This window comes from Cupriavidus sp. WS, from assembly GCF_000395345.1.
Lineage (GTDB): Bacteria > Pseudomonadota > Gammaproteobacteria > Burkholderiales > Burkholderiaceae > Cupriavidus > Cupriavidus basilensis_B.
In genome coordinates this window covers 21215-44462 of the sequence record NZ_AQPL01000166.1, presented here as the reverse complement: position 1 = coordinate 44462, position 23248 = coordinate 21215, and the positions used below count along the sequence as shown (strand labels likewise).

The window sequence follows — 23248 nt, the reverse complement described above, 5'->3', positions numbered from 1 at the left end:
GACCGACAACGAGTAGCCCTGCCCCAAGCAGTCGGGCGTCCCGGCGTGCCGCCGTCGGGTTCGCGGGCTGCGCCCCGCGCTTCGTGCCGAATCGCGGCCATCCGGCTTTGGCCCCTGCCGCCTCCGGCCCTGCCGGGCCTGCGTGCTTCGCTTGCCCAAAAGACGACAGTGTGCAGTGGGCGGGGTGTGGGCGGTCTTGCTGTTCCCTTCACCGTATCACGGCGTTCTCGCCGTCAAGGGCGGCGCGTGCCATGCACGCTTGCGTCCTGGCGGCCGTCTGCGACCCCTGACTGCTTGCGCTGCGCCGTGCTGGCCACGGTTCCGGGCAATTCCGCCCGAGCAACCGGAGCACGATCATGTCGCAACTGTCCTTTTCCTCGTTCGATGCCTCGCTGATGGTGCGCGATGCACAGGGCCGCTACCTGCTGGCGACGGCCGACCAAATTCTGGAGGCCGCGCGCCAGGCCATCGAGTACAAGATGCAGCGCGGTGCGTCGTTCAGTTCGCCGGTGGCGGTCAAGGAGTACCTGAGCGCCAAGTTGGCTGGTTTCGAGCATGAAGTCTTCGCTGTGCTGTTCTTGGATACGCAGCATCGCCTGATCGAATACAGCGAGCTTTTCCGAGGCACCATCGACAGTGCATCGGTGTATCCACGCGAGCTGGTCAAGGAGGCGCTGCGGCTCAATGCGGCAGCGGTCATCGTTTCGCACAACCATCCGAGCGGCAACCCCGAACCGAGCGGCGCCGACAAGGTACTGACCCAGCGGCTCAGGGAGGCGCTGGCGCTGGTGGATGTCCGCACGCTGGATCACATCATCGTGGCGGGTGGCAGCACCATATCCTTCGCCGAACGCGGTCTGATTTGACCGAGGGGGCTTCGGCCCCCATTTTGCTGCGATGGCGGCTCTCAGATCGCTGCTTGATTGACGCGCCGGCTCAGGGCTTCGGCGCTTTCCTTGCGTTCGCTGTAGCGATCTACCAGATATGGCGCCACGTCGCGCGTGAGCAGCGTGAACTTCATCAGCTCTTCCATCACATCCACGATGCGGTCGTAATAGGCCGAGGGCTTCATGCGTCCCGCTTCATCGAACTCCTGGTATGCCTTGGCGACCGAAGACTGGTTTGGGACGGTCAGCATCCGCATCCAGCGGCCCAACACGCGCATTTGGTTAACGGCGTTGAAGGACTGCGATCCACCCGACACCTGCATCACCGCCAACGTCTTGCCCTGTGTCGGGCGCACCGCGCCGACCGACAGAGGAATCCAGTCTATTTGGGTCTTCATCAAGCCGGTCATGGCACCGTGGCGCTCGGGCGAACTCCACACCATGCTTTCGGCCCATTGCACCAGTTCGTGCAGTTCCCTGACCTTTGGGTGATCGTGAGGCGCGTCATCCACCAACGGCAGGCCCGAGGGGTTGAACATCCGTGTCTCGCCGCCGAGCGCGCTCAGGATGTGTGCCGCTTCTTCAGCAGCCAGGCGGCTGAACGAGCGTTCGCGCAGCGAGCCATAGAGCAGCAGGAAGCGCGGCGCGTGGGTGGCACGCTCGGGTGCCATTAACCGCTGGGCATCGGGTTGCTGGAACAGCGCGGTGTCGATATTGGGTAGGTCGATTCTGGATTCAGACACGGCGGCCTTCCGCATTCACGACGGCTTCGCCGTCTTCCTTGCTGAATGCACCGCGCTGCGGCTGGGGCAGGATGTCCAGCACCGCTTCCGAAGGTCTGCACAGCAGTGCGCCCAGCGGCGAGACCACGATGGGGCGGTTGATGAGGATGGGGTGCTGGAGCATGAAGTCGATTAAATGTTCGTCGCTCCATTTGGAATCATCCAGGCCCAATTCCGCATAAGGTGTGCCTTTCTCGCGCAGCACCGCACGCACTGGCACACCCATCGCAGCGATCAGCGTTTTCAGCGTCTCGCGGTCGGGCGGTGTTTTCAAGTATTCGATGATGGTCGGCTCTTCGCCGCTGTTGCGAATCAAGCCCAGCACGTTGCGCGACGTACCGCAGTCGGGGTTGTGATAGATGGTGATCTGGCTCATGCCATTGCCTCGGTTCAGGGATTCGTGGGGTTGGCGGAATACATGCTGGCGCCCTTGAGCCGCCACCGGCGGCCCAACCGCAAGGCGACATGCACCAGCAGGATGAGCACCGGCACTTCCACCAGCGGCCCGATCACCGTGGTGAAGGCGACAGGCGAAGCCAGGCCGAACGACGCAATAGCCACGGCGATGGCCAGCTCGAAGTTGTTGCCTGCGGCAGTGAAGGCGATGGCGGTGGTGCGTGGGTAGTCGGCCTGGATCAGCCGGCCCATAAAGAAACTGATGAGGAACTGGATCACGAAGTAGAGTGTCAGCGGCACGGCAATCTTTAGCGCGTCCATCGGCAGGCGCACCACGTCGGCACCTTTGAGGCTAAACATGGCCACGATGGTGAACAGTAGCGCCGCCAGCGTGATGGGACTGATCCGCGGCAGGAATGCACGCTCGTACCAGTCCTGGCCCTTGCGTCGAATCAGCGAGCGCCGGGTCAGGTAGCCGGCCAGGAACGGGATGCCCAGGTAAATCAGTACCGCCTCGGTGATCGTCCAAAAGCCCACGTCAATGACGCTGCCTTGCAGGCCGAACACAGGCGGCAGCACCGACAGGAAGAACCAGGCATAGGTCGAGAAGAACAGGATCTGGAAGATCGAATTGAAGGCGACCAGGCCCGCGACATACTGGTTATCACCACGCGCCAACTGGTTCCACACAAGCACCATAGCGATGCAGCGTGCCAGTCCAATCAGGATCAGGCCGGTCATGTATTCCGGCTGGTCGCGTAGGAAAATCACCGCCAGCACGAACATCAGCACCGGCCCGATGATCCAGTTTTGCACCAGTGACAGCAACAGCACGCGCCGGTCGGCGAAGACCTCGTGTAGCGTCTCGTAGCGCACCTTGGCCAGCGGCGGGTACATCATCAGGATCAGGCCGATGGCGATCGGGACGTTGGTCGTGCCGATCGAGAGCGCATTGAGCGCATCGGGCAAACCGTCGAAGAACGTACCCAATGCAACACCCAGCGCCATCGCGGCGAAAATCCAGACGGTGAGATAGCGATCTAGGAAGGACAGGCGCGATGGCGTGTTCAGCATCGAATGCCCGCTTTGGGGGCTGTCGTGATTCATGAGGTTTTCCTGTTTGCCAAAGCCCGCAGACGCTCCACTCCCACCGGCTCTTCGGTCAGAAGCGGCACGACAGCATGGCGTCGGGCATGTTGTGTGGCCACGGCGTCGATTTCCCGCAACTCGTTGCGTGCACGCTGGCGCAGCAGCGGGGAATGCGGATGTGCGGCCGCCACGCTGTTGTTAACGATCCAGGCCCACGGCTCGATGCCCGCGCGGCGCAGGTCGTCTTGCAGGTTGGCCGCTTCCAGCACGGGCGTGGTTTCGGCCAGGGTGACAATGAGCACCTTGGTCTGCTTCGGATCTTGCAACTGCATCATCGGCGTCGTGAAATGAACGCCCGTCTCACCCATCTGCCGGGCGATGTCGCGGTGGTATGCGCCGGTGGCGTCGAGCAGCAGCAAGGTGTGGCCTGTGGGCGCGGTGTCCATCACCACGAACTTTCTGCCCCCTTCGCGGATGGCACGGGAGAATGCCTGGAACACCGCGATTTCCTCGGTGCAGGGCGAGCGCAGGTCTTCTTCCAGCAAGGCGCGGCCTTCGGCATCGAGCTGCGCGCCCTTGGTGTCCATCACATGCTGGCGATAGCGTGCCGTGGCTTCCTGGGGGTCGATGCGGCTGAGAGCCAGATTGGGAAGCGAACCTTCCAGCGTGTCGGCCAGATGCGCAGCCGGGTCGGAGGTGGTCAGATGCACGGGCAGGCCCCGGCCCGCCAGCTCCACGGCAATGGCAGCGGCCAGCGTGGTCTTGCCCACGCCGCCTTTGCCCATCACCATGACCAGACCGTGCCCATCGGCAGCGACTTCATCGACCAGGGCGGATAAGTCCGGCGCATTGATCTGGTCGGGCAGCTCGATGGCATCGGCGCCATATGTGGCGTCGGTATCGACCAGCAGATGGCGCAGAGCGTCGAGGCCCACGAGGTTGAACGGCTTGAGCGCGATCTGATCCCGAGGCAACGCCTGGAGGACAGACGGAATGGCGGCCAGCGTAGCCTGCTCTTTTTCGTAGATGGCAGCGGCAAGCGTATCGGTTTCGGCCTCGCTGGCAGGAAATACGCCGTTGATGACCAGGTGTTGCTGTGACAGGCCGATAGCGGCCAGTTCTTCATGGGTGCGGGCCGCCTCGCGCAGCGTGGGGCGCTGCGCACGGGCAACCAGCACTAGACGAGTGCGCAAGGGATCGGCCAACGCCTCTACCGCAGCCTTGTACTGACTGCGCTGTTTTTCCAGGCCCGCCAGCGGCCCCAGGCACGACGCATCGCCTTTGCCTGCTTCCAGAAAGCCACTCCATGCGCCCGGCAGTTGCAGCAGGCGGATGGTGTGGCCGGTAGGGGCTGTGTCGAAAATGATGTGCGCGTAATCCTGCGTCAGCGCCGCATCGGTCAGCAGGGCCGTGAACTCATCGAAGGCGGCGATTTCCGTGGTGCAGGCACCCGACAGGGATTCTTCGATGCCATCCACTACCGCATCGGGCAACACGCCTCGCACTGGGCCGACTATGCGGTCACGGTACGCTTGCGCGGCTGCCTGCGGGTCGATTTCCAGTGCCCATAGATTCGGCACGGCGGCAATCATCGTGATGTGGTTTCCGATGCGTTCGCCGAAAACCTGCCCCACGTTGGAAGCCGGGTCGGTACTGACGAGCAGCACACGCTTGCCCTGGGTCGCCAGTTGCACGGCCGTTGCGCAGGCGATGGAGGTCTTGCCGACGCCCCCTTTGCCGGTGAAAAACAGGAAGCGAGGCGGCTGGGTCAGGAAGTGCATGGGATCTCCTTGTTCAGCAGCAGCGGCCGCCAGAGCAGCAGGCGTTTTGGGCTGGCGAGGCTTCGGGCGCCTCGATGCCAGCCCAGCGGGTCAATTCGCTTCGGCTGGGGTAGCGACCGGCCAAGGCCACCTCACCATCGACCAGAACCAGGGGCAGCGCCTCTTGGCCCGAGCGTTGTAAAAAGCCTTTCACTGTCGGGTTTTCGGCGAAAGCGAGGGGTTGCTGTGCCAGGTTGAAGCGTTCGACCTGAGCACCGTGTTGCTTGGCCCAATCCACATCGGCGGCGAAGTTCACCAAGTTTTGATCCACTTCAACGCCACATACGCCGGTGCTACAACATAGCGCCGGGTCGAAAATCTGGATGCTTGGCATGGGGTGTCCTTTCAAATTGGTTGTTGATGAAGTGACGCTCTTCACTCTTGGCCGATGTTTCGCAACTCGCGTTGCAGCGACATGGCGTCCAGGCGTTGCAGTGGCAGCGAGAGAAACAGCTCGATGCGGCGGCGCAAAATCAGCGCGGCATCCTTGAACGCTTTGAGTCGTTGTTCTTCGCTACCTTCGACGGCTGCCGGATCGGGCACGCCCCAGTGAGCCGATACCGGCTTGCCCGGCCAAAACGGGCAAGCCTCGCCGGCGGCGTTGTCGCAGACGGTAAAAATGAAGTCGAACACCGGCGCCCCCGGCGCTACGAACTCATCCCAGCTTTTGCTGCGGTAGCCAGTCGTTGGCATGTGCAGCCGCTCCAGCGTGGCGAGCGCCAGCGGATGCACTTCGCCCTTGGGCTGGCTACCTGCCGAGTACGCCCGAAAGCGCCCTTGGCCCAGTTTGTTGAGGATGCCTTCGGCGAGGATGGAACGTGCGGAATTGCCCGTGCAGATGAACAGTGCGTTGTATGCGGCCTCTGTGGTCATGGTGTGCTTTCTCAACAGCAGGAAGAACGGGGGCTTGCTGTGCAGCAAGCCGGTGCGGTGATCGGTGTCGTGACTGAAGCCGCTTCATGGAAGACCGGGATGCTGCCTAACGTGTGGAAGTGCTCCCAGGCAATACCCTGCGGGTCGGTGACCCAATGCTTCTCGCTGCGTGCGTAGCAGCAGGTGGTCGTGCCTTCGTCGAGCAACGCCATGTCGGCGGCTTGTGCGCGGAGTTTCAGGGCGGCCAGTTCCTCGGCGTCGTCGGTCTGGATACCCAGGTGGTCGATGCCCGGCTCGCTGCCGCGCGTGGAGATGGCGAAGTTGACCGGCGGGTCTTCGAGCATCCACTTCGCGTAGTCGCCTTCGACGCGCGCAGGCTGCGCCGCGAATAGTTGGGAATAGAAGCCGATGCTGCGGTTCAAGTCATCGACGTGCAGGTGGACGTGGAAGCGCTTCATGGAGAGTTCCTTTCAGCAGGAGGCACAGGTGGAGGGAGATTCAGTGACTTCGCATACGCCGCCCTGGCAGCAGTGCTCGGTCATGTAGCCAAGCAGACTGTTCATCTGCGCGAAGTCAGCGCGATAGATCAGGTTGCGCCCTTGCTGTTCGATGGTGACGAGGCCAGCGTGAGCCAGCTCCTTCAGATGGAAGGACAGAGAGTTGCGGGCCACGTCGAGCTGGTCGGCCAAGACGCTGGGCGTCAGCCCCTCGGGGCCTGCGACGACCAGGGCGCGGAACACGCGCAGGCGTTGGGTGTGGGCCAGGGCGCCGAGGGCGGAAACAGCTTGATCTTCGTTCATAGTTCGATAATACAACATTTATTGAATCATTGCGCAAGAAACCAGCAAACAGAACCTCGTAGCGCCCCGGCGTGCCGCCGTCGGGTTCGCGGGCTGTGTCCCGCGCTTCGTGTCGAATCACGGCCATCCGGCTATGCCCCCTGGCGCCTCCGACCTGGGTGCTCTGCTCGCCTAAAACCGACGCATATGGAGGTGCAAGGGAGGCGGTCTTGCTGTTCCCTTCATCGTGCCACGGCGTGCTCGCCGTCAAGGGCTGCGCGCCGATGGCGCTTGCGTCCTGGCGGCCGTCGTTGACCCCTGACTGCTTGCGCTGCGCCGTGCCACGGAAGGGTCGGGCAATTCCGCCCGGCAACCCTTCAGGAGTTCACCATGAACAACGCACTCATCACTGACGAGCAGCGCATCGTGCTGCTGGCCAACGGCCGCGAATCGCTGGAGAACCCGGACTTCGATCCGGCGCCCGTGGTCAAGCTGTTCACGCCGGATAGCGGCGCGACCTGGCTGCTAACCGAGATTGATCCCGACGACCACGACCACGCCTTTGGTCTTTGCGACCTGGGCCTGGGGATGCCGGAAATCGGCTGGGTCAGCCTGGGCGAGCTGGCGACGGTGCGCGGCGGGCTGGGCTTGCCGATCGAGCGCGACCTGTCTTTCCGCGCCGAGAAGCGGTTGAGCGCCTACGCACGCGATGCGCGGCTGGCCGGGCGGATCGCTGTCTGACTCGGCCCTGGGAGCGCCGCAAGGCGCTCCTTGTGCTTTCTCAACCTTTGCAGGAGATCCATGCCATGAGTAGCCATCACGACTAGATCATCGAAATCACGGCGCAGCACGATGCGCTCAAACCGTTCGCGCCGGAGAACGGGCAGCCGCTGTGCTTCAAGATCGGCGACGCGGTGATCTACACCAACGAGTTTGGTGTGCAGTTCTGGCGCCGCGTCACCGGGTTCTACCAGCCCACCGAGCCTTCGGGGTTGTATGCGCGTGGTAGGCGCTACTACCTGAACTCGACTTCGCCGTGGATGCCGGTTGCGGAATCCAGCCTGTGTCCTGACGACTCGGCGTGATGCCTTCGCGCCCCTGACGGGGCGCTGCGCTTGCCTCCAGGGGAAAGCCCTGCGGGCCACCCCCGCCGCGCGATGCTTAGCGCCCCTCAAAGACCGCCGAACCGGCTACGCGGGATCGGCCAGACCGAAGCAATCACCGGCACAACTGGCTCTGCTTCCCGATGCTTGGCGAATGAGCTTGTGCATCGAGCTTTGAAATCCGGGCGTCCCCGGCCAAGAAACATGGCCGGTCGCGCTGTCGTGCTGCGCATCGAGCCGCCTGCGGCGTCTCGCCCCTTCGGGCTTCCATCGTTCCCTCGCTTCGCTCGGCTGACGCCTACGGCCCGGCTTCCAGCTTCGGGCCTGCGCGCTTCGCTTGCGTGCGGTCTGCACATCACGGCGGCCGTTGCCATGTCCAGCCGTCTCTCCTGACTCCATCACCTTGCTCGCGACTGTAGCCCGTGGCCGCGTGCCATCAAGGCGCGCCAGGCCGTGTCCTCGGCTGCGCCTGCGGGCCGCACCACCCTGACGCTTTTCTCCTTGACGGCCCACGTCCGTGGGCTCCTGACCGTCGCGGGCGATGAACTCAGGAAAGACGGTGGCAACAGGGCCAACCGGGTTCCTCGTGCCAACCGCACCGAACAGCCGAAAGGCTGGGCTCCGAATCTAGGAATCCGGTGTGCGGTTTGAACAGCAAACCCTTTTCGTCAGGAGAAAGACCATGCTTGCATCCCGTTTCGCTTCCCGTTCCCCGGTACTGCGCAGCGATTCCCCGCTGTCCGATGACCAGATTCACCGCGTGGCCCCATCCATTTTTGCGGAAGCGCCCCACGAAAGTCGCTCCCAGCGTTACGCCTATATCCCCACCGCCACGGTGCTGACCGAACTGCGCAAGGAAGGGTTTCAGCCCTTCATGGTGACGCAGACCCGCACCCGCCACGAAGACCGGCGCGACTACACCAAGCACATGATCCGGCTGCGCCATGCCAGCCAGATCAACGCCCGAGGCGAAGCCAACGAAATCATCCTGTTGAACTCGCACGATGGCACCAGCAGCTACCAGATGCTGGCCGGCATGTTCCGTTTCGTATGCAGCAATGGGCTGGTGTGCGGCGATACCGTGGCCGATGTGCGCGTGCCGCATAAGGGCGACGTGGCCGGGCAAGTGATCGAAGGTGCCTATCAGGTGCTGCATGGCTTCGACCGTGCGCTGGAATCCCGCGAATCCATGCAGGCCATCACGCTGGACGAAGGCGAGGCCGAAGTGTTCGCCCGCGCCGCGCTGTCGCTCAAGTACGACGACCCGGACAAGCCCGCACCCATCACCGAGTCGCAAATCCTGATGCCGCGCCGGTTCGACGACCACCGCCCGGACTTGTGGAGCGTGTTCAACCGCACCCAAGAGAACCTGACCAAAGGCGGTTTGCACGGGCGCAGCGCCAACGGACGCCGTCAGCAGACCCGCCCGGTGCAGGGCATTGATTCCGATATTCGCCTCAATCGCGCTCTGTGGCTGCTGGCCGATGGCCTGCGCCAGTTGAAAGCCTGATTTCCCTGCGCGGCAGGGGCAGGCAGCAACCCTTGCCGCGTCATTCGCTGCTGTATTCCATCATCGCAAGGAGTTTTCACCATGAACGCCATCAACCACACCGAAGCCCAAGCCATCCACGCCACGGCCAGTGCCGCGCCTGCCGTGCTGCTGGAAGCCGCCGACCCGAGCAAGAATCTGATTCTGGTGCCGCTGTCGCGGCTGGTATCGCGCCCCACGGGCCGCAACGTGCGCAAGACCCCGCGCATGTCGATTCCTGAACTCGCCGCCAGCATCCAGCGTGTCGGCCTGCTGCAAAACCTGATCGTCACCGCCACCGCTGACGGCGAGCGTTATGAAGTCGTGGCCGGAGGTCGTCGCCTCGCAGCCTTGAAGCTGCTGGCGAAAAAGCACCGCATCAGCAAGGAATGGGAGGTGCCTTGCCTGCTGGTGGCCGATGGCACCGCCCGCACCGCCAGCCTGACCGAGAACGTGCAGCGCGAAGCCATGCACCCCGCCGACCAGTTCGAGGCATTTGCCGCGTTGGTGGCCGAAGGCCGCCCCATCGAGGACATTGCCGCAGATTTCAGCGTCACGCCGCTGGTGGTGCAGCGCCGCCTGAAACTCGCCAACGTGTCGCCGCGCCTGCTGGAAGACTACCGCGCCGAGGCCGTGAGCCTTGACCAGTTGATGGCCCTTGCCATCACCGACGATCACGCCGCACAGGAAGCCGCGTTCTACGATGCGCCGACATGGCAGCGCAGCCCGCATAACCTGCGCGACCGCCTGACCGAGCGCGAGATTGATGCCCACCGGCATCCGCTGGTGCGTTTCGTTGGGCTGGATGCTTACGAGGCCGCAGGCGGTGGCACCCGCCGCGATCTGTTCGCGGAAGCCGATAGCGGCGTGTATCTGACCGATGCCACGCTGTTGGAACGGCTGGCGCAGGACAAGCTGGTCAGCCTTGCCGCCGAGGTGAAGGCCGAAGGCTGGGCATGGGTGGATGCCACCCCCGGCGCGACCCATGCCGACCTGCAAGCCTTCCAGCGCGCCCCGAGGCAGCGCCGTAACCCGAACAAGCGCGAAGCCCAACGCATCGAGAAACTGCAAACCAAGATGCAGGCGCTGGCCGAGGCCGTGGATGCCGCCTTGAACGCCGACGATGAAGAAAAGGCCGACGCCTTGCAGGAGGAAGGCGAACACCTGGGCGAACAGTTGCAGACGCTGGAAGATGGCTTGCAGGACTACGGGGAAGCCGTCAAAGCTGCCGCCGGTGCCATCGTCACCATTGACCGCAACGGCGAGGTCGTGATTCATCGTGGCCTGCTGCGCGAAGCCGAGGCCAAGGCACTGCGCACGCTTGAACGGCTGCGGCAAGGTTTCGGTAGCGAGGGCGATGCCGGGAACGATGATGCTGGCGAGGAAACCGACGAAGCACCCAAGCCCGCTGCCATGTCCGACCGGCTGGCGCAACGCTTGAGTGCCCACCGTACCGCCGCGCTGCAAATCGAAGTGGCCCGGCATCCGCAGGTGGCGCTGGCCGCACTGGTGCATGGCATGGTGCAGACTGTCTTGCAAGGCAGCCACTACGGCCACGATCTGTCGCTGGGCGTGAAGCTGACCCAGCAAGATCGGCTGGCAGGCATGACCCCGGATTGGCCGGAATCGCCCGCCGCTGTGGCACTGCGTGAACTGCAACAGGTGGCAGGTGAAGCCTTGCCGGAGGACAGCGCCGAACTGTTTGCCGCACTGCTGGCGAAGCCGCAGGATGAACTGGTGCGCCTGCTGGCCGTATGCGTGGCATCCACGGTCGATGTGGTGACGCCCCGCGCCACGCAGCACCAGCCGGGTGCCGAACTAGCGCAGGCCGTGGCGCTGGATATGGCGGCATGGTGGCAACCCACCGCAGACGGCTATTTCCAGCATGTGCCGAAGGCCGCGATTCTGGAAGCCGTGGGCGAGTTCGCACCGGAGCACGTCACCCGGCTGGCGAAGTTGAAAAAAGGCGACATTGCCAGCGAGGCCGAACGGCTGGCCGATGGCACTGGCTGGATGCCTGCTATCTTCAAAGGTGCGGTCTATTTAGTGCGAACAACAGCGCAAGACTCTCAAAAGAGAGCGCTTCTGCAGAAAAAGCAAATAATAATCTCTACAGATTAAGTCTCTGCGAAGAAAGGCTCCTCATTTTTAAATGGTGAGCCAAAAATTTACTCTTTATTGCAGAAGATTGGATGCATTTGAGTTCTTTTCTGCATGGCCCAGCACGAACCTATTTAATGACTTCAGGATTGTTTGGGAACGCCGTTGCCGAAAAAAATGACATTCTATTTTGCGATGAAACCAAATCAATCTGAGCAATATGGTGGCTCTTTAGTGGAGTTGACTCGGAATAGAAGAAATAATTAAGATCACTTGAGTTTAACTCAATTGCAAGGCCACTGATATCTAGGGAGTAGCATGACTTGAGGACTTTATGTTTTACAGATGGGAATTTGATTTTAAAAATCTCATTGTAATGAGGCTTGAAGTAGCGAATCAGTCCTGCCTCGATCATGCCGATTTTCTGTTTCTTTTCGGGAGGGTTTTGCATTGCGTGCATAAGCCTGGATTCATTTCTATCTGATTTATCTGCATCCTTTGCCATGCCATCCATTGATGTCAGCATTTGGGCATGATCAAATTGGTACATGAATATCATGATTTCTTTGTCAGGATAATCGTAATTCGTCATTGCCAATATCTTTTGAAGTGTTGAATGGCTTCTTAGTCTATCTAGCGCAGATCTGTTTCCCTGGTCTCCCAGTGCCTGCCCCACATATAGAACTTCATATTTATTCAGATCGCTCGGATTGTTTGGATAGCAATTGGAATGGGCGGTCGCAAGAAAGCTTGCGGGAAGATAGGTGACCTCTTTTCCTTCTGGATTAATGCTATTAATTTCTTTGAACGGGTATTTGCATTCAAGAGAAACCGCATCATCCTCCAGCTCCCAAGGATATTCATCAAATTCAACCCGCTTCTCTTCTCCATCAATCTTGTAGCAAATCACCCCAGACAGCTTGTTATCTTTGTGGACTATAGAATCTGGGTCGAAATATGGTGATGGCCTGGCTGCAATTATGTATATGTGGCACTTCGAAAGATTCTCCCTGTCATCATCCTTTAATGTTCCGCCCTTTAATAATTGGTGCGCTGTGACCATTGATGTATAGCTATTCATATAGCCAATTGCGAACTCTGTAATGTATTTTCTTTTCATTCGAATTTGTCGGGTTATTGGTTTTTTGAAGGGTGCTTTGCAAAAATATTGGATTCCATCCAGTTTACTGAGAAAAATAGGTGCGATGTGTTTGTGTAGTCTCGGTTGACCGTGGCAAGTTGCGCGAAAGGGTGCCGCCCTAGGCGCTGGCGGTTCGTTGCCTATATGCCACGGAGGATGGTTCCGATACACCACCTGACCTCGATGTGGAGATTCCACGTCACGCATCAAGCATGTGGCCGCGAGTTGTGGCAGGAGCGCTCTTACCTTGCTGCTGGGGCATTGACCTAGCCGCGTCAGGGCGCAAGCCGGTGAAGCTGTCATGCGGGGATGCCGTGTCGGCCATGTCTCCATTCGGGAGCGGGCGGCCCCTGCGTCCTTGGCTTGTCGTGAATCCTGGCGGTGGCGCGGCTGCGCCTTGGGCTTCATGGCCGCAACCTTGCAGCGAAAACAATTTCTCCTGCGCTGCACGCATTCCTCGCGGGACAAATTCTTTTCGCTTCCAGGTTCTCCACGTTGTTGCGACCGCTGCGCGGTGCGACCAGTCCATCCCCCGCCGGACGGATCACAACAAGGACGCACTGGCGCGACCTTGTTCAACCCGAAAGGAGAAATCATCATGGCTAACATCGACACCTTCACCGCAGAGAAAGACGGCTTCACCGGCCAGCTCCGCACCCTGACCCTCAACGTCAAGCTGGTTCCCAACGACAAGGGCGACAATGAGAAGGCCCCCGACTTTCGCGTGCAGGCGGCAGGCCACGACATCGGCGCGGCATGGAAGAAAACCAGCGAGGCCGGGCGGGCCTACATCTCCGTGACCCTCGACGATCCTTCGTTCCCGGCGACGGTCTATGCCCGCCTGATCGAAGGCGAGGACGGCACGCACGACCTGATCTGGTCGCGCAGCAAGCCAAAGGTGGCCTGACGGAGCCATGAAGCCCCGTCCACTGCGGCGGGGCTTTCCTATGATGGAATGTCCGGCAGTTTGGATTCACCCTGGACAACCTCAATTGTCATGGACATTGAGATTTGAGGCACACCTCCCGGCGATGGGGGAGACTGAATATCGTGCGCAGGAAAGAGGCTCGCTACATCACGGTAGATAGCGTCGATCAATGTAAACAGAGCAACGAACGACATAGTAAGACTGCGGAGTTTCATGCTATCACCATCGTCCGATAGCGTCACGAGGATCGGGCCATCGCCGGTTTGGCCTGCGGCGATCTGAGAGTGCATGTGTTCCTGTTGCCTGCGAAAATCATTTAGGGATTGCCGTTCGTTATCTAGCGCGAGAACAAATGCCGATGGCATTTCCCCCTTTTTTGACAAAGCCCGGATGCACGCTATCGCTTTTTCAAGCGATGTGATGCAGTCTTCCATAGCAAATGCGAAGTCGAACACAGGCAAAAGTCGGCCTTTTGCCATCTCGGCAGAAGATCGTTGACCTTCGCTTATCTGCGCAAGTATTAACAACCGCGCATCGTTGTAGTGACGGGCCGTCTTGACAAGACAATGAACCAACCAAGAGCGCCACTTTCTTTTTTCGACTGAAACATCTGGCTCGGAAATAAATATGCTTACAAGCATGGCATGCGAGCGAAGACCTTCAATGTTCAGATGAAGAGGCGGCATGCCGCAATGTGTTGGTATGGTCATCTGGTGTTTTAACGGCCAGCTAGGCCGCGATCATGGGTTCTCTATTTTCGATGCTGCAACGATTTCGTTCAGTTCCCGCTGGACTTGAGCAAGGAGCTTATCGGCGTTGAGCTGGTCGCGTCCTGCATATGCCAGCGTCAGCAATGTGAGCGGATGAATCTCCATGACTTCGCACAGTTCGGCCAGCTTGTTCAGCGTCGGGCTTTTGAGGTCGCGCTCCAGCGCACTCATGTAGGTGCGGCTAGATACATCCGAGAACGCCTCTTGGCTCAGACCACGCGCCTTTCTGATCCGCCGCAGTGCATCGGGCAACGATGGCTTGAACGCTGTCATTCTGAACTTCCCCCAAAATCCAGAATGACAACCTGTTGCGCCCTATAGGGCTACAATCTATAGTGTTCATTTTGTCTGCTTGTGCTTTTACTGAAACCCGCATCGGCGGCTTTCTTCAAAAGCGGAGAGCCTGATCCGTGTCTTTCCTGACTTTCGTGCATGTGCCTTCGTGCCTCTACGTCTCTGCGGATACGTGGGATTGCGCATTGGTGCTTTCGTTGGAAGGCGTGAAAGCGCCTCTGCTGCTCCGCAAGTCCTTGGACGTACAGCCATGACTCCGCTCATCACCGCCGACGAGCGCACGCGCCTGCTGGCCAACGGCCAGGCCCGCGCTGCCGGGCAGGACACCGACCCGCTGCCCGTGGCACGCCTGTTCACGCCAGATGCGCATGCCACCTGGCTGCTGGCTTCGCTCGACCCAGCCGATGGCGATACCGCCCACGGCCTGATCGACTTGGGGATTGGCATGCCTGCATTGGGAACGGTGAAGCTATCCGACCTGGCCGCCATCGTCGGGCCGCGCCAGCAGCCGGTGATGCGGGATCGCTATTTCCAGCCTGCGCGACGGTTGTCGGAATACCTGCAACTGGCCGAAGACAACGGTTCAATTACCGATTGAGGGCCACCGCGAAGCGGTGGCGCACTGTGTCTATTTCGGTCTGGTCTGTGACCCGTTCGGTCTGAATCGGCAGTGTTGCACCGAAGCGGTGCGTGCCAGATCGAAACGGTCATGATGCCTGGCGCGGGCTGCGGCAAGCTGACCGACGCGGCATGCCATTGGAGAGCGTTGCCGCCGTCGCACTCGGACGATTTCAGCAACGCATCGGAGTTCATCGGTCTTGACACTGCCAGTTTACGCTTCACCCATGACGTTTTGACGATGGCTTCGTAGCACGCCGTTTCGCTGTGGCGACGCACCCCCAGCACAGGGAGGTTGCCTCATGGCTGATCGCAGTGCCGAGCCGTGGTATGCCACGGCGGCCTATCTCTACGTTCTGCACCTGGATGGCCCGGCGCTGGCCTGGGAGTACCTGCGCCGTCATCCAGACTATCGTCACGACTGGCTGCGCCGTCGTCGCCAACCGGATGCTGCCGGGCATTGGGGGCTGCGCCTGCTGGAAGATCCCACGCTGGATGCGCGAGACGCGCACCCGGCCTGGTTCCCCGACCACGATGCCGTGGTGCAGCTCTACCCGGATGCCGATCCGCCGCCCGACGCCCTGTGCTTTGAGTTCTGGAAGCTACCGGGCCACAAACACCTGATCCATGACGGCAAGCGCCTGGTGTTGGTGGTGCGCTGGCCCGGCTGCTGCCTACATTTCGTGCTCGCGCCAGGCTTGGCCGATGGCATGGCTTATGCCTATGCCATCCGGGCCTGCGCCGCGCCTTGCGAACGCTATGCGGCCCTGGCGAGCGAATTGAACAAGATCGCCGTGGCAGCCGGTGCCGTACCTGCTGCGACCGTCCGGCCACGTCCGCCGCTGTCCGCATTGCTGGAACTGCACACGCTTCAGGCGCTGGACGCGACCTTGGCGGGTGCGTCCTTGCGGGAGGTGGCCGAAGGGCTGTTTGGTGTGGATGCCGTTGCTGCCGACTGGCACGCCGACAGCGCTCTGCGCGCCCGCGTGCGGCGGCTGGTGCGACGGGGCGATGGGCTGATGCGCGGCGGTTATCGCCGTCTGGCACAGCTTCCCGCTGTCACTTCGCATGAGGGGGGACGTTTCGCATCGCCTGCAGAACGTCCCTGAGCAAGAGTCCCAAGTTTCTTGAGACTGCCTCCATCCGGCTGCGCTGTGTGGCCGGGCTTGATGGAGGTACATCCCATGCGACCCACTCCCTTGCGGGCTGCCGCCGCTCACGTTGCCACACCCGCACAACCCCAGCGCTATCTCACCAACGATGAGGCTGCCGACTACCTGCGCCTGTCACCGCGCACGCTGGAGAAACAGCGCGTCATCGGTGGTGGCCCGAAGTTTCGCAAGTTCGGTCGCCGCGTCATGTACGCCGTGGCCGACCTCGATGCCTGGGCGGAAACGCGCAGCTTCGAGACCACTTCCGACCCCGAATATGCCGAGCACCACTCGGCTGACAGCCGTGCGCGCTGATCGGCGCATCGTCGATGGCCATCGCCATGTCCAGCCCACCAGGGCACGCCTTGCCGCAGCGCGAACAGCTCGACCTGTTCCGTGCTCTGCCGGGCGAGGACATGGCACCGCGCGATGCCCAGGACTTGATGGCCTATCCGTTCTTCTCGCTGGCGAAGTCGCGGCGCACCGCACCGATCGACTTCCGCAGCGGCAACATCACCATCCGCGTGGAAGGCACGCAGGAGCATGGCATCGCCACCATCTGGGATGCCGACATCCTGATCTGGGCGGCCAGCCAGATCGTCGAAGCCAAAGACGCGGGCATCCAGCCCTCTCGGCGGATGCAGGCCACGCCCTACGAGATCCTGCGCTTCATCGGGCGCGGCAAGTCGCTGCGCGACTACCAGCGCCTCAAGGCCGCGCTCGACAGGCTGCAATCGACCACGGTGGCCACGTCCATCCGCGAAACCACGGGAAGGCGCTTGCACCGCTTTTCGTGGATAAACGAGTGGAAAGAGCTGGCCGATGCCAACGGCACACCGCTGGGCATCGAGCTGATCCTGCCGGACTGGTTCTATACGGGCGTGCTGGACACCGCCCTGGTGCTGACCATCGACCCGACGTACTTCCGTCTCACGGGCGGCATCGAGCGCTGGCTGTACCGCCTGGTGCGCAAGCATGGCGGAAGGCAGGAATGCGGCTGGCAGTTCGACTTCCGGCATCTGCACCGCAAGTCGGGCAGCAGCACGCGGTTTTCGGATTTCGCTTACGACCTGCGGGCGCTAGTCGCCCGGCAATCGCTGCCGGGGTACGAGCTGGGCATCGTGCGGATTCCCGAGGACGACATGGAATTGCTGACCTTCCGGCCCGTGCCGCAGACGGCACGGGGATAACAGCGGGACAAGCTGTGAATGGGGTCGTGCTATCAGGAGTAAGAGGTGTCGTGCTATCAGGAGTACGCCTATCGTGCTATCAGGAGTACGAAAAAGCCGAAAAGCCAGTAACGGCGCGGGTTTGCGATCCCTCTAACATTACTAACTTAAATTCTCTAACTATTGGTAGAGAAGCAGCATTGCGGTGGACAACTGCCGCAGGCCGAAAAACCCGCCAGGAAAAGCCGAAAAAATCACCCCGTTCGGCACGGCAAAAACAGTCCGCCCTTCCAAGCTGGAGGGCCGCACCATGATCGTCGCCTTGCTCAACCAGAAAGGCGGTGTCGGCAAGACCACGCTCGCCACCCACATCGCCGGGGAACTGGCCTTGCGCGGCCAGCACGTCGTCCTGCTGGATGCCGACCCGCAGGGTTCCTCACTGGACTGGACGCAGCGCAGAAGCCAGCAGGGGTTGCCCCGGCTATTCAGCGCTGTGGGCCTGGCGCGCGAAACACTGCACCAGGAGGCCCCAGAACTCGCCAGACGGGCCGATCACGTCATCATCGACGGGCCACCCAGGATTGCCGCCTTGGCGCGTTCTGCGCTGCTGGCGGCCGAACGGGTGCTGATCCCGGTACAGCCCAGCCCCTACGACCTGTGGGCCAGCGCCGAGATGGTGGCGCTGATCCGTGAGGCCCAGGTGTTCCGGCCTGCGCTACGCGCGGCCTTCGTCATCAACCGGCGCGTCAGCACCACGGTAATCGGGCGCGAAGCACGACAAGCCTTGGCCGAACAGCCGTTGCCAGCGCTGCGCAGCGAGGTGTGTCAGCGCATCGTCTTTGCCGACAGCGTGGCTGCGGGTCGATTGGCGCGGGAGACAGCCCCCGATAGCGCGGCGGCGCAGGAAATCACCGCGCTGGTCGATGAGCTGCTGCGGTGGCCGTCATGAGCGACAACAGCAACCCACCCAACAGCAAACGCCCGGCCAAGCGGGTCGGCATCGGCGCGCGTCCGCCCGCCAATCCACACGCCGAGGCTTGGATTCGCCAGGGCGACGCGGATGCGCTCAACAAGGGCGACCTCTACACCGCGCGCCTGACCCTGGACATCACGCCCGCCATGCGGGCGCGCATCAAGGTGTCGGCCTTCACGCAAGGCGTGACCGTGGCCGACCTGCTGCGCGGTTTGCTGGAGCGCGAGTTTCCAGAACACTGCAGGGAGAACACTCCATGACCACATCCTCATTGCCTGCTGCCGCACCTGCCGCCATAGCGGCCACGGCTGCGCGCACAGCACCTTCCAGACAGGCTAGCAACGCGCCGTTGACGCGCGTATCGCTCGCCTACATCGAACCACGTTTCAAGCTCTACCTGCGCTTCGGCGAACCAGTGCGGACGCTCCAGCTCGACCGCTGGCGGCGTTGCGCCATGTTCATGCCGGGTGCAATCCTCTGCCGCGTTCGTTGGCAGGCCAACGACTACGGCACGATCCGCTGGCAGCTCATGCTGATGCAGGCCGCCACGCCACTGGACGACATGCAGCATATCCCCGGCGTGCAGCCAGGCGCGTGCCTTCTGCTGCATGCCGAAGGTGACGCCAGTGTGCGCGCCGTGCTGGAACGCATCGACGGCATCGAGGCGCTGGGGATCGCTGCCATCGACGTGTCGCCCGCGTACTGGCGCACACTCGCCAACCGGCTCGCCGCGCATTTGTCGCTGCCCGAATACACCGCCGAGCGGCACGCCGCCTGGCTGGCCGGGAGGGCGCTGCCATGACGGCCCATCCCACCGCCGCACGCACACCCAAAGCCGCGCCGCTTCCTCGCTCGCGCCTGCGCGCTCGCATCGTGCTGACCGGCTTCGCCGCCGTCGGCCTCGCTGCGCTGGCCTGGGCGGCTTTCGTGCAGCCGCTGCCGCGCCTGATCTACAACCCGTCCAACAGCGTTCCGGTCGGCTGGTATCGCGTCGATCCGCAGCGCCACGACACCGGCTTGCTGCCACGCCCCTTGTCCGTGGGCAGCGTCGTCCTGACCACATTGCCGCCGGATGTTGCCACGCTCGCTACGCAGCGCGGCTACCTGCCGGCACACGTTCCGCTGCTCAAACGTGTGGGCGCAGTCGCGCCACAACACGTTTGCATCGTCGCCGGTCAGGCACGCATCGACGGCGTGCCGGTGGCCGCCGTGCTGCCCGCCGACCGGCTGGGCCGGCCGCTGCCATCCTTGCAGCTTTGCCGTCGCCTTGAACCGGGCGAGCTGTTCCTGTTGAGCGTGACCAATCCGGCATCGTTCGACAGCCGTTATTTCGGCCCGATCAGCGCATCCGCCGTGATCGGCGTCGCGCATCCGGTCTGGCTGGAGACACGCCCATGACGGCCGCCGATTCGCTGCACGTTGCCGTGCATCTCATCGTGCCATCGGGCATGTCGTTCTGCTGGCCGTCGCGGTGTCGTCGCGCGTGCAGTGCGGGTGCATTCGCACCGCACTTCGCGCTGCCTTCGGCGCAGCCGTCCAACGTGCAGGCGTTTTGCCTCGAACGCGCCCGGCCTGCGGTCGTCGTTGCGTTCGCCGGCGGGCTGGCTGCAAGCAACGCAGCGCCGCCGGGCCGCCGACGCCCGGAGCGACAGCGAAGGGCAAAGGCGGAAGGCAAGACAAAAGGACGCGGCACCGGGCCGCGTCGAAAGCCAGTCTGCACATGGGGGGCGCGCGGCACGGAGCGGCTTCGCCACCGTGCCGCTTGGGGCGCGAAGGTCGCGCCAATGCAGGCATGTCCGCGTGCTTCGCACGATAGGACACACCAGAGCTTGCAGGGAGCTCAGCCATGACCGACCGCCGCGACGACGATTTCCGCGTGCGTCCCAGCGCCCCGAAGAACCGGGGCAAGGGCCAGGGCCAGAGTTTCGTTTCCAAGGTGCTCAAGCAGGTCGGCAAGGCTAGCGGCGGCAAATCCTCGATGCGCCACTCCGCAAGCAATGGCAGCGGCGCACGGGCAGGCCAGCGGCCCGGCTCACGGCTTGGGCGCGGCCACACGGCGGCACGCTTCGCCGGGGCGAAGCTCACGCACATGTCGCGGCGCGTGACCATCAAGACTCTGCTAGTCAATCAACGCAACGCCAGCCCGCAGTCGCTGACGAAACACCTGCGTTACATCGAGCGCGACGGCGCTGGCCGCGATGGCGCGCCGGGCTGCGCCTATGGGCCGCAGACCGACGATGCCGACCTCGACGCCTTCAATGAGCGCAGCGCCGATGACCGGCACCATTTCCGCTTCATCGTCTCCCCGGAGGACGGTGCCGAGCTTCAAGAGCTGCGCACCTACACCCGGCATCTGGTGAACCGGATGGAAGCCGACCTCGGCACGCGGCTGGATTGGGTGGCGGTCGATCACTGGAATACCGACAACCCGCACACCCACCTGATCGTGCGCGGGCGCGACGACACCGGCAAAGACCTCATCATCGCGGGCGACTACATCGCCCACGGCTTCCGCCATCGCGCCGCCGAACTGGCGACGGAATGGCTCGGGCCGCGCACCGAATTGGAGATCCAGCAGACCTTGCAGCGCGAGGTGGAACAGGAGCGGTGGACGAGCCTCGATCGCACATTGCAACGCGAAGCCGGCGAGGCTGGCCGGGTGCAGATCGAACGCTTCAATGAACCCCGGTTGCAACGCCAACGCCTGCTGCTGATCGGCCGCCTGCAACGCTTGCAGCGCCTGGGCCTGGCCGACGAGACGCAGCCCGGCACCTGGGCCGTCCATGCCGATGCCGAGAAGACCTTGCGCGCCCTGGGCGAGCGTGGCGACATTATCCGAACGATGCAGCGGGCCATGAGCGGCCAGCCGCGCGAACTGGCGGTGTTCGAGGCGGGTGACGAAGGCCGTACCATCGTTGGCCGCATCGCTGCCAAGGGGCTGGCCGACGAACTGCGCGACCGCGGCTATCTGGTCATCGACGGGGTGGACGGCAAGGCTCACTACGTCGCGCTGAACGCCCGCGACGAGTTGGCGAACTATCCCGCTGGCGCGGTGGTGGAGGTACGCGGTTCCGCCGAGGTGCGGGCGGCCGACAAGAACATCGCCGCGCTGGCGAGCGATGGCCTGTATCGCGCCGATCATCACCTGGCGATCGAGCAGGGCCGGGGCAAGCCCGACCGAGACCCGCAGGAAGTCGTCGCGGCCCATGTCCGACGACTGGAAGCCCTGGGTCGGGCCGGCATCGTGGAGCGCGTGGCCGAAGGCTTATGGAAGGTTCCGGACGACCTGGCCGAGCGTGGCCGCCAGTACGACGCGCAACGGCTGGGCGGTGTGGCGGTGGAGTTGAAATCGCACCTTCCGATCGAGCGGCAGGCGCGGGTGATTGGCGCGACCTGGCTGGATCAGCAGTTGATCAGCGGCGGCAAGGGCCTGGGTGACCTGGGGTTTGGTGGCGAGGTCAAGAACACCCTGCAACAGCGCGCCGACTTTCTGGCCGAACAGGGGTTGGCCGAGCGGCGCGGGCAGCGTGTGATCCTCGCCCGGAACCTGCTGGGCACGCTGCGCAATCGGGAACTGGCGCAAGCCGCCAAGGACATTGCCGCCGACACCGGCCTGGAAAATCGACCTGTGGCAGACGGCCAGCGCGTCGCCGGCATCTACCGGCGCAGCGTCATGCTCGCCAGTGGGCATTACGCGATGCTTGATGACGGCATAGGCTTCTCGCTTGTGCCGTGGCGTCCGGTGATCGAACAGCGATTGGGGCAGCAGCTTTCCGCGACGATGCGCGGTAGTGGTGTGTCATGGGAGGTTGGCCGGAGATTAGGGCCTGGGATTTAAAGCCCACCATTCTCCGCTTGGGAATGGGCGGCTTCTGCTAGCAACCAATCCCGAAAGGTAGTCAGTTTGCGCAAGCTCGCACATTCCGGTCGATACACAACGTAGTACGCCAGTGCAGAAGCAAAGTTGATGTCTGGAAATAGTCTTACCAGACGTCCGCTTGCCAAGTCGTCACGAGCCATGACGCTGCGCGCCAGCGCTACGCCATGCCCCTCGATCGCCGCCTGCAGGACCGCAGCAGAGTTGTTGATCTGCATGCCCCGTTGGGTAATGGCATCCTTCACACCGGCTTTCTTCATCCAGGCTTCCCAACTTGGGAACGCTGTGTGTCGGTCCATGGACAAATCGTGGATCAGGGTTTCCTGGGCCAGGTCCGCAGGCTTTTGCAAGCGCCAATGCTCACGCAGCAGTTGGGGCGAGCACACCGGATAAACCTCTTCATCCATCAGCTTATCGGCGGTCAACCCCGGCCATTGGCCGGCGCCATATCGCACCCCGATATCAACCCGCTGAGCCACGAAATCCACTGGCTTGAGGTTGGTGTCCAGGCGCACATCCGTGTCGGCGCAGACGGCCTGGAAGCGGTCGATACGGGGCAATAGCCATTTTGCGGCGAAGGCTGGGCTGACGGCCACGGTCAGCACGCCGTTTGACGCACCCTCCTGAAGTCTCTCCATCCCCAGGGTGAGCCGATCAAACCCGGCGCGGATATCGGGCAGTGCCCGCTCGGCAGCCTCCGTGGGAAGGAGCCGCGCACGGCCACTGCTGCCCCGCACGAACAGGGGCGTCCCCAGCCAGTCTTCCAGCGTGCGTACGAGTTGGCCTACCGCTGCTGGCGTGACGTTGAGTTCGGCCGCCGCCGCAGAAAAGCTCTGGTGGCGGGCGCTGGCCTCGAAGGCGCGCAAGGCATTCAGGTGGACGGGTGACTTCATTTCGATAAAGTTTTTCTTTCAATAACTGACACTTTATATGGTTTGTCGGGCTTTGGGAACAGGAGAACAATAACGCT

27 protein-coding genes are annotated in these 23248 nt (G+C 62.5%); 15 read left to right on the top strand and 12 right to left on the bottom strand.

The window, feature by feature from the left end; all coding sequences use genetic code 11:
* Nucleotides 1–356 precede the first annotated feature (356 nt).
* Nucleotides 357–866, top strand: a complete 510-nt coding sequence (gene radC / locus K206_RS0114585; RefSeq protein WP_008643200.1) for a DNA repair protein RadC — start codon at nucleotides 357–359, stop codon at nucleotides 864–866.
* A gap of 41 nt (nucleotides 867–907) precedes the next feature.
* On the opposite strand, the gene arsH is transcribed toward radC, so the two are convergent.
* The 8 genes from arsH to K206_RS0114550 are packed head-to-tail and all read right to left on the bottom strand — an operon-like array spanning nucleotide 908 to nucleotide 6647.
* Nucleotides 908–1630 (bottom strand): arsenical resistance protein ArsH, encoded by a 723-nt coding sequence (gene arsH, locus K206_RS0114580; RefSeq protein WP_008643201.1) that lies wholly within the window; start codon nucleotides 1628–1630, stop codon nucleotides 908–910.
* Nucleotides 1623–2045, bottom strand: a complete 423-nt coding sequence (gene arsC, locus K206_RS0114575; protein ID WP_020203139.1) for an arsenate reductase (glutaredoxin) — start codon at nucleotides 2043–2045, stop codon at nucleotides 1623–1625. The genes arsH and arsC overlap by 8 nt, the downstream gene beginning before the upstream one ends.
* Nucleotides 2046–2059: 14 nt before the next feature.
* On the bottom strand, nucleotides 2060–3139 hold the full coding sequence (gene arsB, locus K206_RS0114570; RefSeq protein WP_021204056.1) for an ACR3 family arsenite efflux transporter: 1080 nt from the start codon (nucleotides 3137–3139) through the stop codon (nucleotides 2060–2062).
* A 29-nt stretch (nucleotides 3140–3168) separates the two neighbouring features.
* The gene (arsA, locus tag K206_RS0114565; protein WP_008643205.1) at nucleotides 3169–4935 is read right to left on the bottom strand and encodes an arsenical pump-driving ATPase; all 1767 of its coding nucleotides are present in this window, start codon (nucleotides 4933–4935) and stop codon (nucleotides 3169–3171) included.
* A 13-nt stretch (nucleotides 4936–4948) separates the two neighbouring features.
* Nucleotides 4949–5308: an arsenite efflux transporter metallochaperone ArsD gene (gene arsD / locus K206_RS41600; protein WP_008643208.1), complete on the bottom strand. Its 360-nt coding sequence runs from the start codon at nucleotides 5306–5308 to the stop codon at nucleotides 4949–4951.
* A gap of 41 nt (nucleotides 5309–5349) precedes the next feature.
* Nucleotides 5350–5847 carry an arsenate reductase ArsC gene (locus K206_RS0114560; RefSeq protein ID WP_008643209.1) on the bottom strand — a complete coding sequence of 166 codons (498 nt, stop codon included), beginning with the start codon at nucleotides 5845–5847 and terminating at the stop codon, nucleotides 5350–5352.
* Between the two features lie 11 nt (nucleotides 5848–5858).
* Complete coding sequence (locus K206_RS0114555) at nucleotides 5859–6305, bottom strand: ArsI/CadI family heavy metal resistance metalloenzyme (protein WP_020203138.1); 447 nt, start codon at nucleotides 6303–6305, stop codon at nucleotides 5859–5861.
* 12 nt (nucleotides 6306–6317) lie between these two features.
* Nucleotides 6318–6647 carry a helix-turn-helix transcriptional regulator gene (locus tag K206_RS0114550; RefSeq protein ID WP_008643211.1) on the bottom strand — a complete coding sequence of 110 codons (330 nt, stop codon included), beginning with the start codon at nucleotides 6645–6647 and terminating at the stop codon, nucleotides 6318–6320.
* A 369-nt stretch (nucleotides 6648–7016) separates the two neighbouring features.
* Here K206_RS0114550 and K206_RS0114545 point away from each other — a divergent pair, with 369 nt between their 5' ends.
* The 4 genes from K206_RS0114545 (at nucleotide 7017) to K206_RS0114535 (ending at nucleotide 11378) form a co-directional block, all read left to right on the top strand.
* Nucleotides 7017–7367, top strand: a complete 351-nt coding sequence (locus K206_RS0114545; RefSeq protein ID WP_020203136.1) for a DUF2958 domain-containing protein — start codon at nucleotides 7017–7019, stop codon at nucleotides 7365–7367.
* Between the two features lie 86 nt (nucleotides 7368–7453).
* Nucleotides 7454–7711 carry a hypothetical protein gene (locus K206_RS41595; RefSeq protein WP_225525367.1) on the top strand — a complete coding sequence of 86 codons (258 nt, stop codon included), beginning with the start codon at nucleotides 7454–7456 and terminating at the stop codon, nucleotides 7709–7711.
* 700 nt (nucleotides 7712–8411) lie between these two features.
* A complete protein-coding gene (locus tag K206_RS0114540; protein WP_029043638.1) occupies nucleotides 8412–9239 on the top strand; it encodes a DUF932 domain-containing protein in 828 nt (275 codons plus the stop codon).
* Between the two features lie 81 nt (nucleotides 9240–9320).
* Nucleotides 9321–11378 (top strand): ParB/RepB/Spo0J family partition protein, encoded by a 2058-nt coding sequence (locus K206_RS0114535; RefSeq protein ID WP_020203134.1) that lies wholly within the window; start codon nucleotides 9321–9323, stop codon nucleotides 11376–11378.
* Nucleotides 11379–11487: 109 nt separating this feature from the next.
* Here K206_RS0114535 and K206_RS43700 read toward each other — a convergent pair whose 3' ends face one another.
* Nucleotides 11488–13107, bottom strand: coding sequence for a hypothetical protein (locus K206_RS43700; protein ID WP_196812880.1), 1620 nt, complete (start codon nucleotides 13105–13107; stop codon nucleotides 11488–11490).
* On the opposite strand from K206_RS43700, the gene K206_RS0114530 reads away from it, so the two are divergent.
* Complete coding sequence (locus tag K206_RS0114530) at nucleotides 13097–13405, top strand: DUF736 domain-containing protein (protein ID WP_020203133.1); 309 nt, start codon at nucleotides 13097–13099, stop codon at nucleotides 13403–13405. The two genes, K206_RS43700 and K206_RS0114530, sit on opposite strands and share 11 nt — an antisense overlap.
* A gap of 38 nt (nucleotides 13406–13443) precedes the next feature.
* Here K206_RS0114530 and K206_RS42825 read toward each other — a convergent pair whose 3' ends face one another.
* Together K206_RS42825 and K206_RS41580 are read right to left on the bottom strand one after the other, a co-directional pair.
* Nucleotides 13444–14136: a hypothetical protein gene (locus tag K206_RS42825; RefSeq protein WP_155888074.1), complete on the bottom strand. Its 693-nt coding sequence runs from the start codon at nucleotides 14134–14136 to the stop codon at nucleotides 13444–13446.
* A gap of 30 nt (nucleotides 14137–14166) precedes the next feature.
* Nucleotides 14167–14469 carry a helix-turn-helix domain-containing protein gene (locus K206_RS41580; RefSeq protein ID WP_081651398.1) on the bottom strand — a complete coding sequence of 101 codons (303 nt, stop codon included), beginning with the start codon at nucleotides 14467–14469 and terminating at the stop codon, nucleotides 14167–14169.
* Between the two features lie 271 nt (nucleotides 14470–14740).
* Between K206_RS41580 and K206_RS0114525 the strand changes: the two genes are divergently transcribed.
* From K206_RS0114525 to K206_RS0114480, 9 genes are all read left to right on the top strand, one after another.
* Nucleotides 14741–15088 carry a DUF2958 domain-containing protein gene (locus K206_RS0114525; protein WP_020203132.1) on the top strand — a complete coding sequence of 116 codons (348 nt, stop codon included), beginning with the start codon at nucleotides 14741–14743 and terminating at the stop codon, nucleotides 15086–15088.
* A gap of 322 nt (nucleotides 15089–15410) precedes the next feature.
* Complete coding sequence (locus tag K206_RS0114520) at nucleotides 15411–16217, top strand: DUF2285 domain-containing protein (protein WP_020203131.1); 807 nt, start codon at nucleotides 15411–15413, stop codon at nucleotides 16215–16217.
* A 75-nt stretch (nucleotides 16218–16292) separates the two neighbouring features.
* Nucleotides 16293–16574, top strand: coding sequence for a helix-turn-helix domain-containing protein (locus K206_RS0114515; RefSeq protein ID WP_020203130.1), 282 nt, complete (start codon nucleotides 16293–16295; stop codon nucleotides 16572–16574).
* A gap of 14 nt (nucleotides 16575–16588) precedes the next feature.
* Nucleotides 16589–17449 carry a replication initiator protein A gene (locus tag K206_RS0114510; RefSeq protein ID WP_020423783.1) on the top strand — a complete coding sequence of 287 codons (861 nt, stop codon included), beginning with the start codon at nucleotides 16589–16591 and terminating at the stop codon, nucleotides 17447–17449.
* Between the two features lie 289 nt (nucleotides 17450–17738).
* Nucleotides 17739–18377 carry a ParA family partition ATPase gene (parA, locus tag K206_RS0114500; protein WP_020203127.1) on the top strand — a complete coding sequence of 213 codons (639 nt, stop codon included), beginning with the start codon at nucleotides 17739–17741 and terminating at the stop codon, nucleotides 18375–18377.
* Complete coding sequence (locus K206_RS0114495) at nucleotides 18374–18661, top strand: hypothetical protein (protein ID WP_029043636.1); 288 nt, start codon at nucleotides 18374–18376, stop codon at nucleotides 18659–18661. Before parA ends, K206_RS0114495 begins: the two co-directional genes overlap by 4 nt.
* Complete coding sequence (locus tag K206_RS0114490; protein ID WP_029043635.1) at nucleotides 18658–19203, top strand: DUF2840 domain-containing protein; 546 nt, start codon at nucleotides 18658–18660, stop codon at nucleotides 19201–19203. Before K206_RS0114495 ends, K206_RS0114490 begins: the two co-directional genes overlap by 4 nt.
* A complete protein-coding gene (locus K206_RS0114485; protein ID WP_020423782.1) occupies nucleotides 19200–19799 on the top strand; it encodes a S26 family signal peptidase in 600 nt (199 codons plus the stop codon). The genes K206_RS0114490 and K206_RS0114485 overlap by 4 nt, the downstream gene beginning before the upstream one ends.
* A gap of 448 nt (nucleotides 19800–20247) precedes the next feature.
* Nucleotides 20248–22239 carry a relaxase/mobilization nuclease and DUF3363 domain-containing protein gene (locus K206_RS0114480; protein WP_020203123.1) on the top strand — a complete coding sequence of 664 codons (1992 nt, stop codon included), beginning with the start codon at nucleotides 20248–20250 and terminating at the stop codon, nucleotides 22237–22239.
* Here the strand turns inward: K206_RS0114480 and gcvA are convergent.
* Entirely contained in the window at nucleotides 22236–23171 is a 936-nt protein-coding gene (gene gcvA / locus K206_RS0114475) for a transcriptional regulator GcvA (RefSeq protein ID WP_020203122.1), read from the bottom strand. The two genes, K206_RS0114480 and gcvA, sit on opposite strands and share 4 nt — an antisense overlap.
* Nucleotides 23172–23248 lie beyond the last annotated feature (77 nt).

Coding starts and splice junctions, on each gene's coding strand:
- K206_RS43700 (WP_196812880.1), bottom strand. CDS start 13,107: ATGTTAGCCATGATGATTTCTCCTTTCGGGTTGAACAAGGTCGCGCCA.
- K206_RS0114520 (WP_020203131.1), top strand. CDS start 15,411: ATGGCTGATCGCAGTGCCGAGCCGTGGTATGCCACGGCGGCCTATCTC.
- K206_RS0114510 (WP_020423783.1), top strand. CDS start 16,589: ATGGCCATCGCCATGTCCAGCCCACCAGGGCACGCCTTGCCGCAGCGC.
- arsA (WP_008643205.1), bottom strand. CDS start 4,935: ATGCACTTCCTGACCCAGCCGCCTCGCTTCCTGTTTTTCACCGGCAAA.
- arsD (WP_008643208.1), bottom strand. CDS start 5,308: ATGCCAAGCATCCAGATTTTCGACCCGGCGCTATGTTGTAGCACCGGC.
- K206_RS0114525 (WP_020203132.1), top strand. CDS start 14,741: ATGACTCCGCTCATCACCGCCGACGAGCGCACGCGCCTGCTGGCCAAC.
- K206_RS0114485 (WP_020423782.1), top strand. CDS start 19,200: ATGACGGCCCATCCCACCGCCGCACGCACACCCAAAGCCGCGCCGCTT.
- K206_RS0114535 (WP_020203134.1), top strand. CDS start 9,321: ATGAACGCCATCAACCACACCGAAGCCCAAGCCATCCACGCCACGGCC.
- K206_RS0114495 (WP_029043636.1), top strand. CDS start 18,374: ATGAGCGACAACAGCAACCCACCCAACAGCAAACGCCCGGCCAAGCGG.
- parA (WP_020203127.1), top strand. CDS start 17,739: ATGATCGTCGCCTTGCTCAACCAGAAAGGCGGTGTCGGCAAGACCACG.
- arsC (WP_020203139.1), bottom strand. CDS start 2,045: ATGAGCCAGATCACCATCTATCACAACCCCGACTGCGGTACGTCGCGC.
- K206_RS0114480 (WP_020203123.1), top strand. CDS start 20,248: ATGACCGACCGCCGCGACGACGATTTCCGCGTGCGTCCCAGCGCCCCG.
- gcvA (WP_020203122.1), bottom strand. CDS start 23,171: ATGAAGTCACCCGTCCACCTGAATGCCTTGCGCGCCTTCGAGGCCAGC.
- K206_RS0114550 (WP_008643211.1), bottom strand. CDS start 6,647: ATGAACGAAGATCAAGCTGTTTCCGCCCTCGGCGCCCTGGCCCACACC.
- K206_RS0114515 (WP_020203130.1), top strand. CDS start 16,293: ATGCGACCCACTCCCTTGCGGGCTGCCGCCGCTCACGTTGCCACACCC.
- K206_RS0114560 (WP_008643209.1), bottom strand. CDS start 5,847: ATGACCACAGAGGCCGCATACAACGCACTGTTCATCTGCACGGGCAAT.
- K206_RS0114555 (WP_020203138.1), bottom strand. CDS start 6,305: ATGAAGCGCTTCCACGTCCACCTGCACGTCGATGACTTGAACCGCAGC.
- K206_RS42825 (WP_155888074.1), bottom strand. CDS start 14,136: ATGACCATACCAACACATTGCGGCATGCCGCCTCTTCATCTGAACATT.
- K206_RS0114490 (WP_029043635.1), top strand. CDS start 18,658: ATGACCACATCCTCATTGCCTGCTGCCGCACCTGCCGCCATAGCGGCC.
- K206_RS0114530 (WP_020203133.1), top strand. CDS start 13,097: ATGGCTAACATCGACACCTTCACCGCAGAGAAAGACGGCTTCACCGGC.
- radC (WP_008643200.1), top strand. CDS start 357: ATGTCGCAACTGTCCTTTTCCTCGTTCGATGCCTCGCTGATGGTGCGC.
- K206_RS0114540 (WP_029043638.1), top strand. CDS start 8,412: ATGCTTGCATCCCGTTTCGCTTCCCGTTCCCCGGTACTGCGCAGCGAT.
- K206_RS0114545 (WP_020203136.1), top strand. CDS start 7,017: ATGAACAACGCACTCATCACTGACGAGCAGCGCATCGTGCTGCTGGCC.
- arsB (WP_021204056.1), bottom strand. CDS start 3,139: ATGCTGAACACGCCATCGCGCCTGTCCTTCCTAGATCGCTATCTCACC.
- K206_RS41580 (WP_081651398.1), bottom strand. CDS start 14,469: ATGACAGCGTTCAAGCCATCGTTGCCCGATGCACTGCGGCGGATCAGA.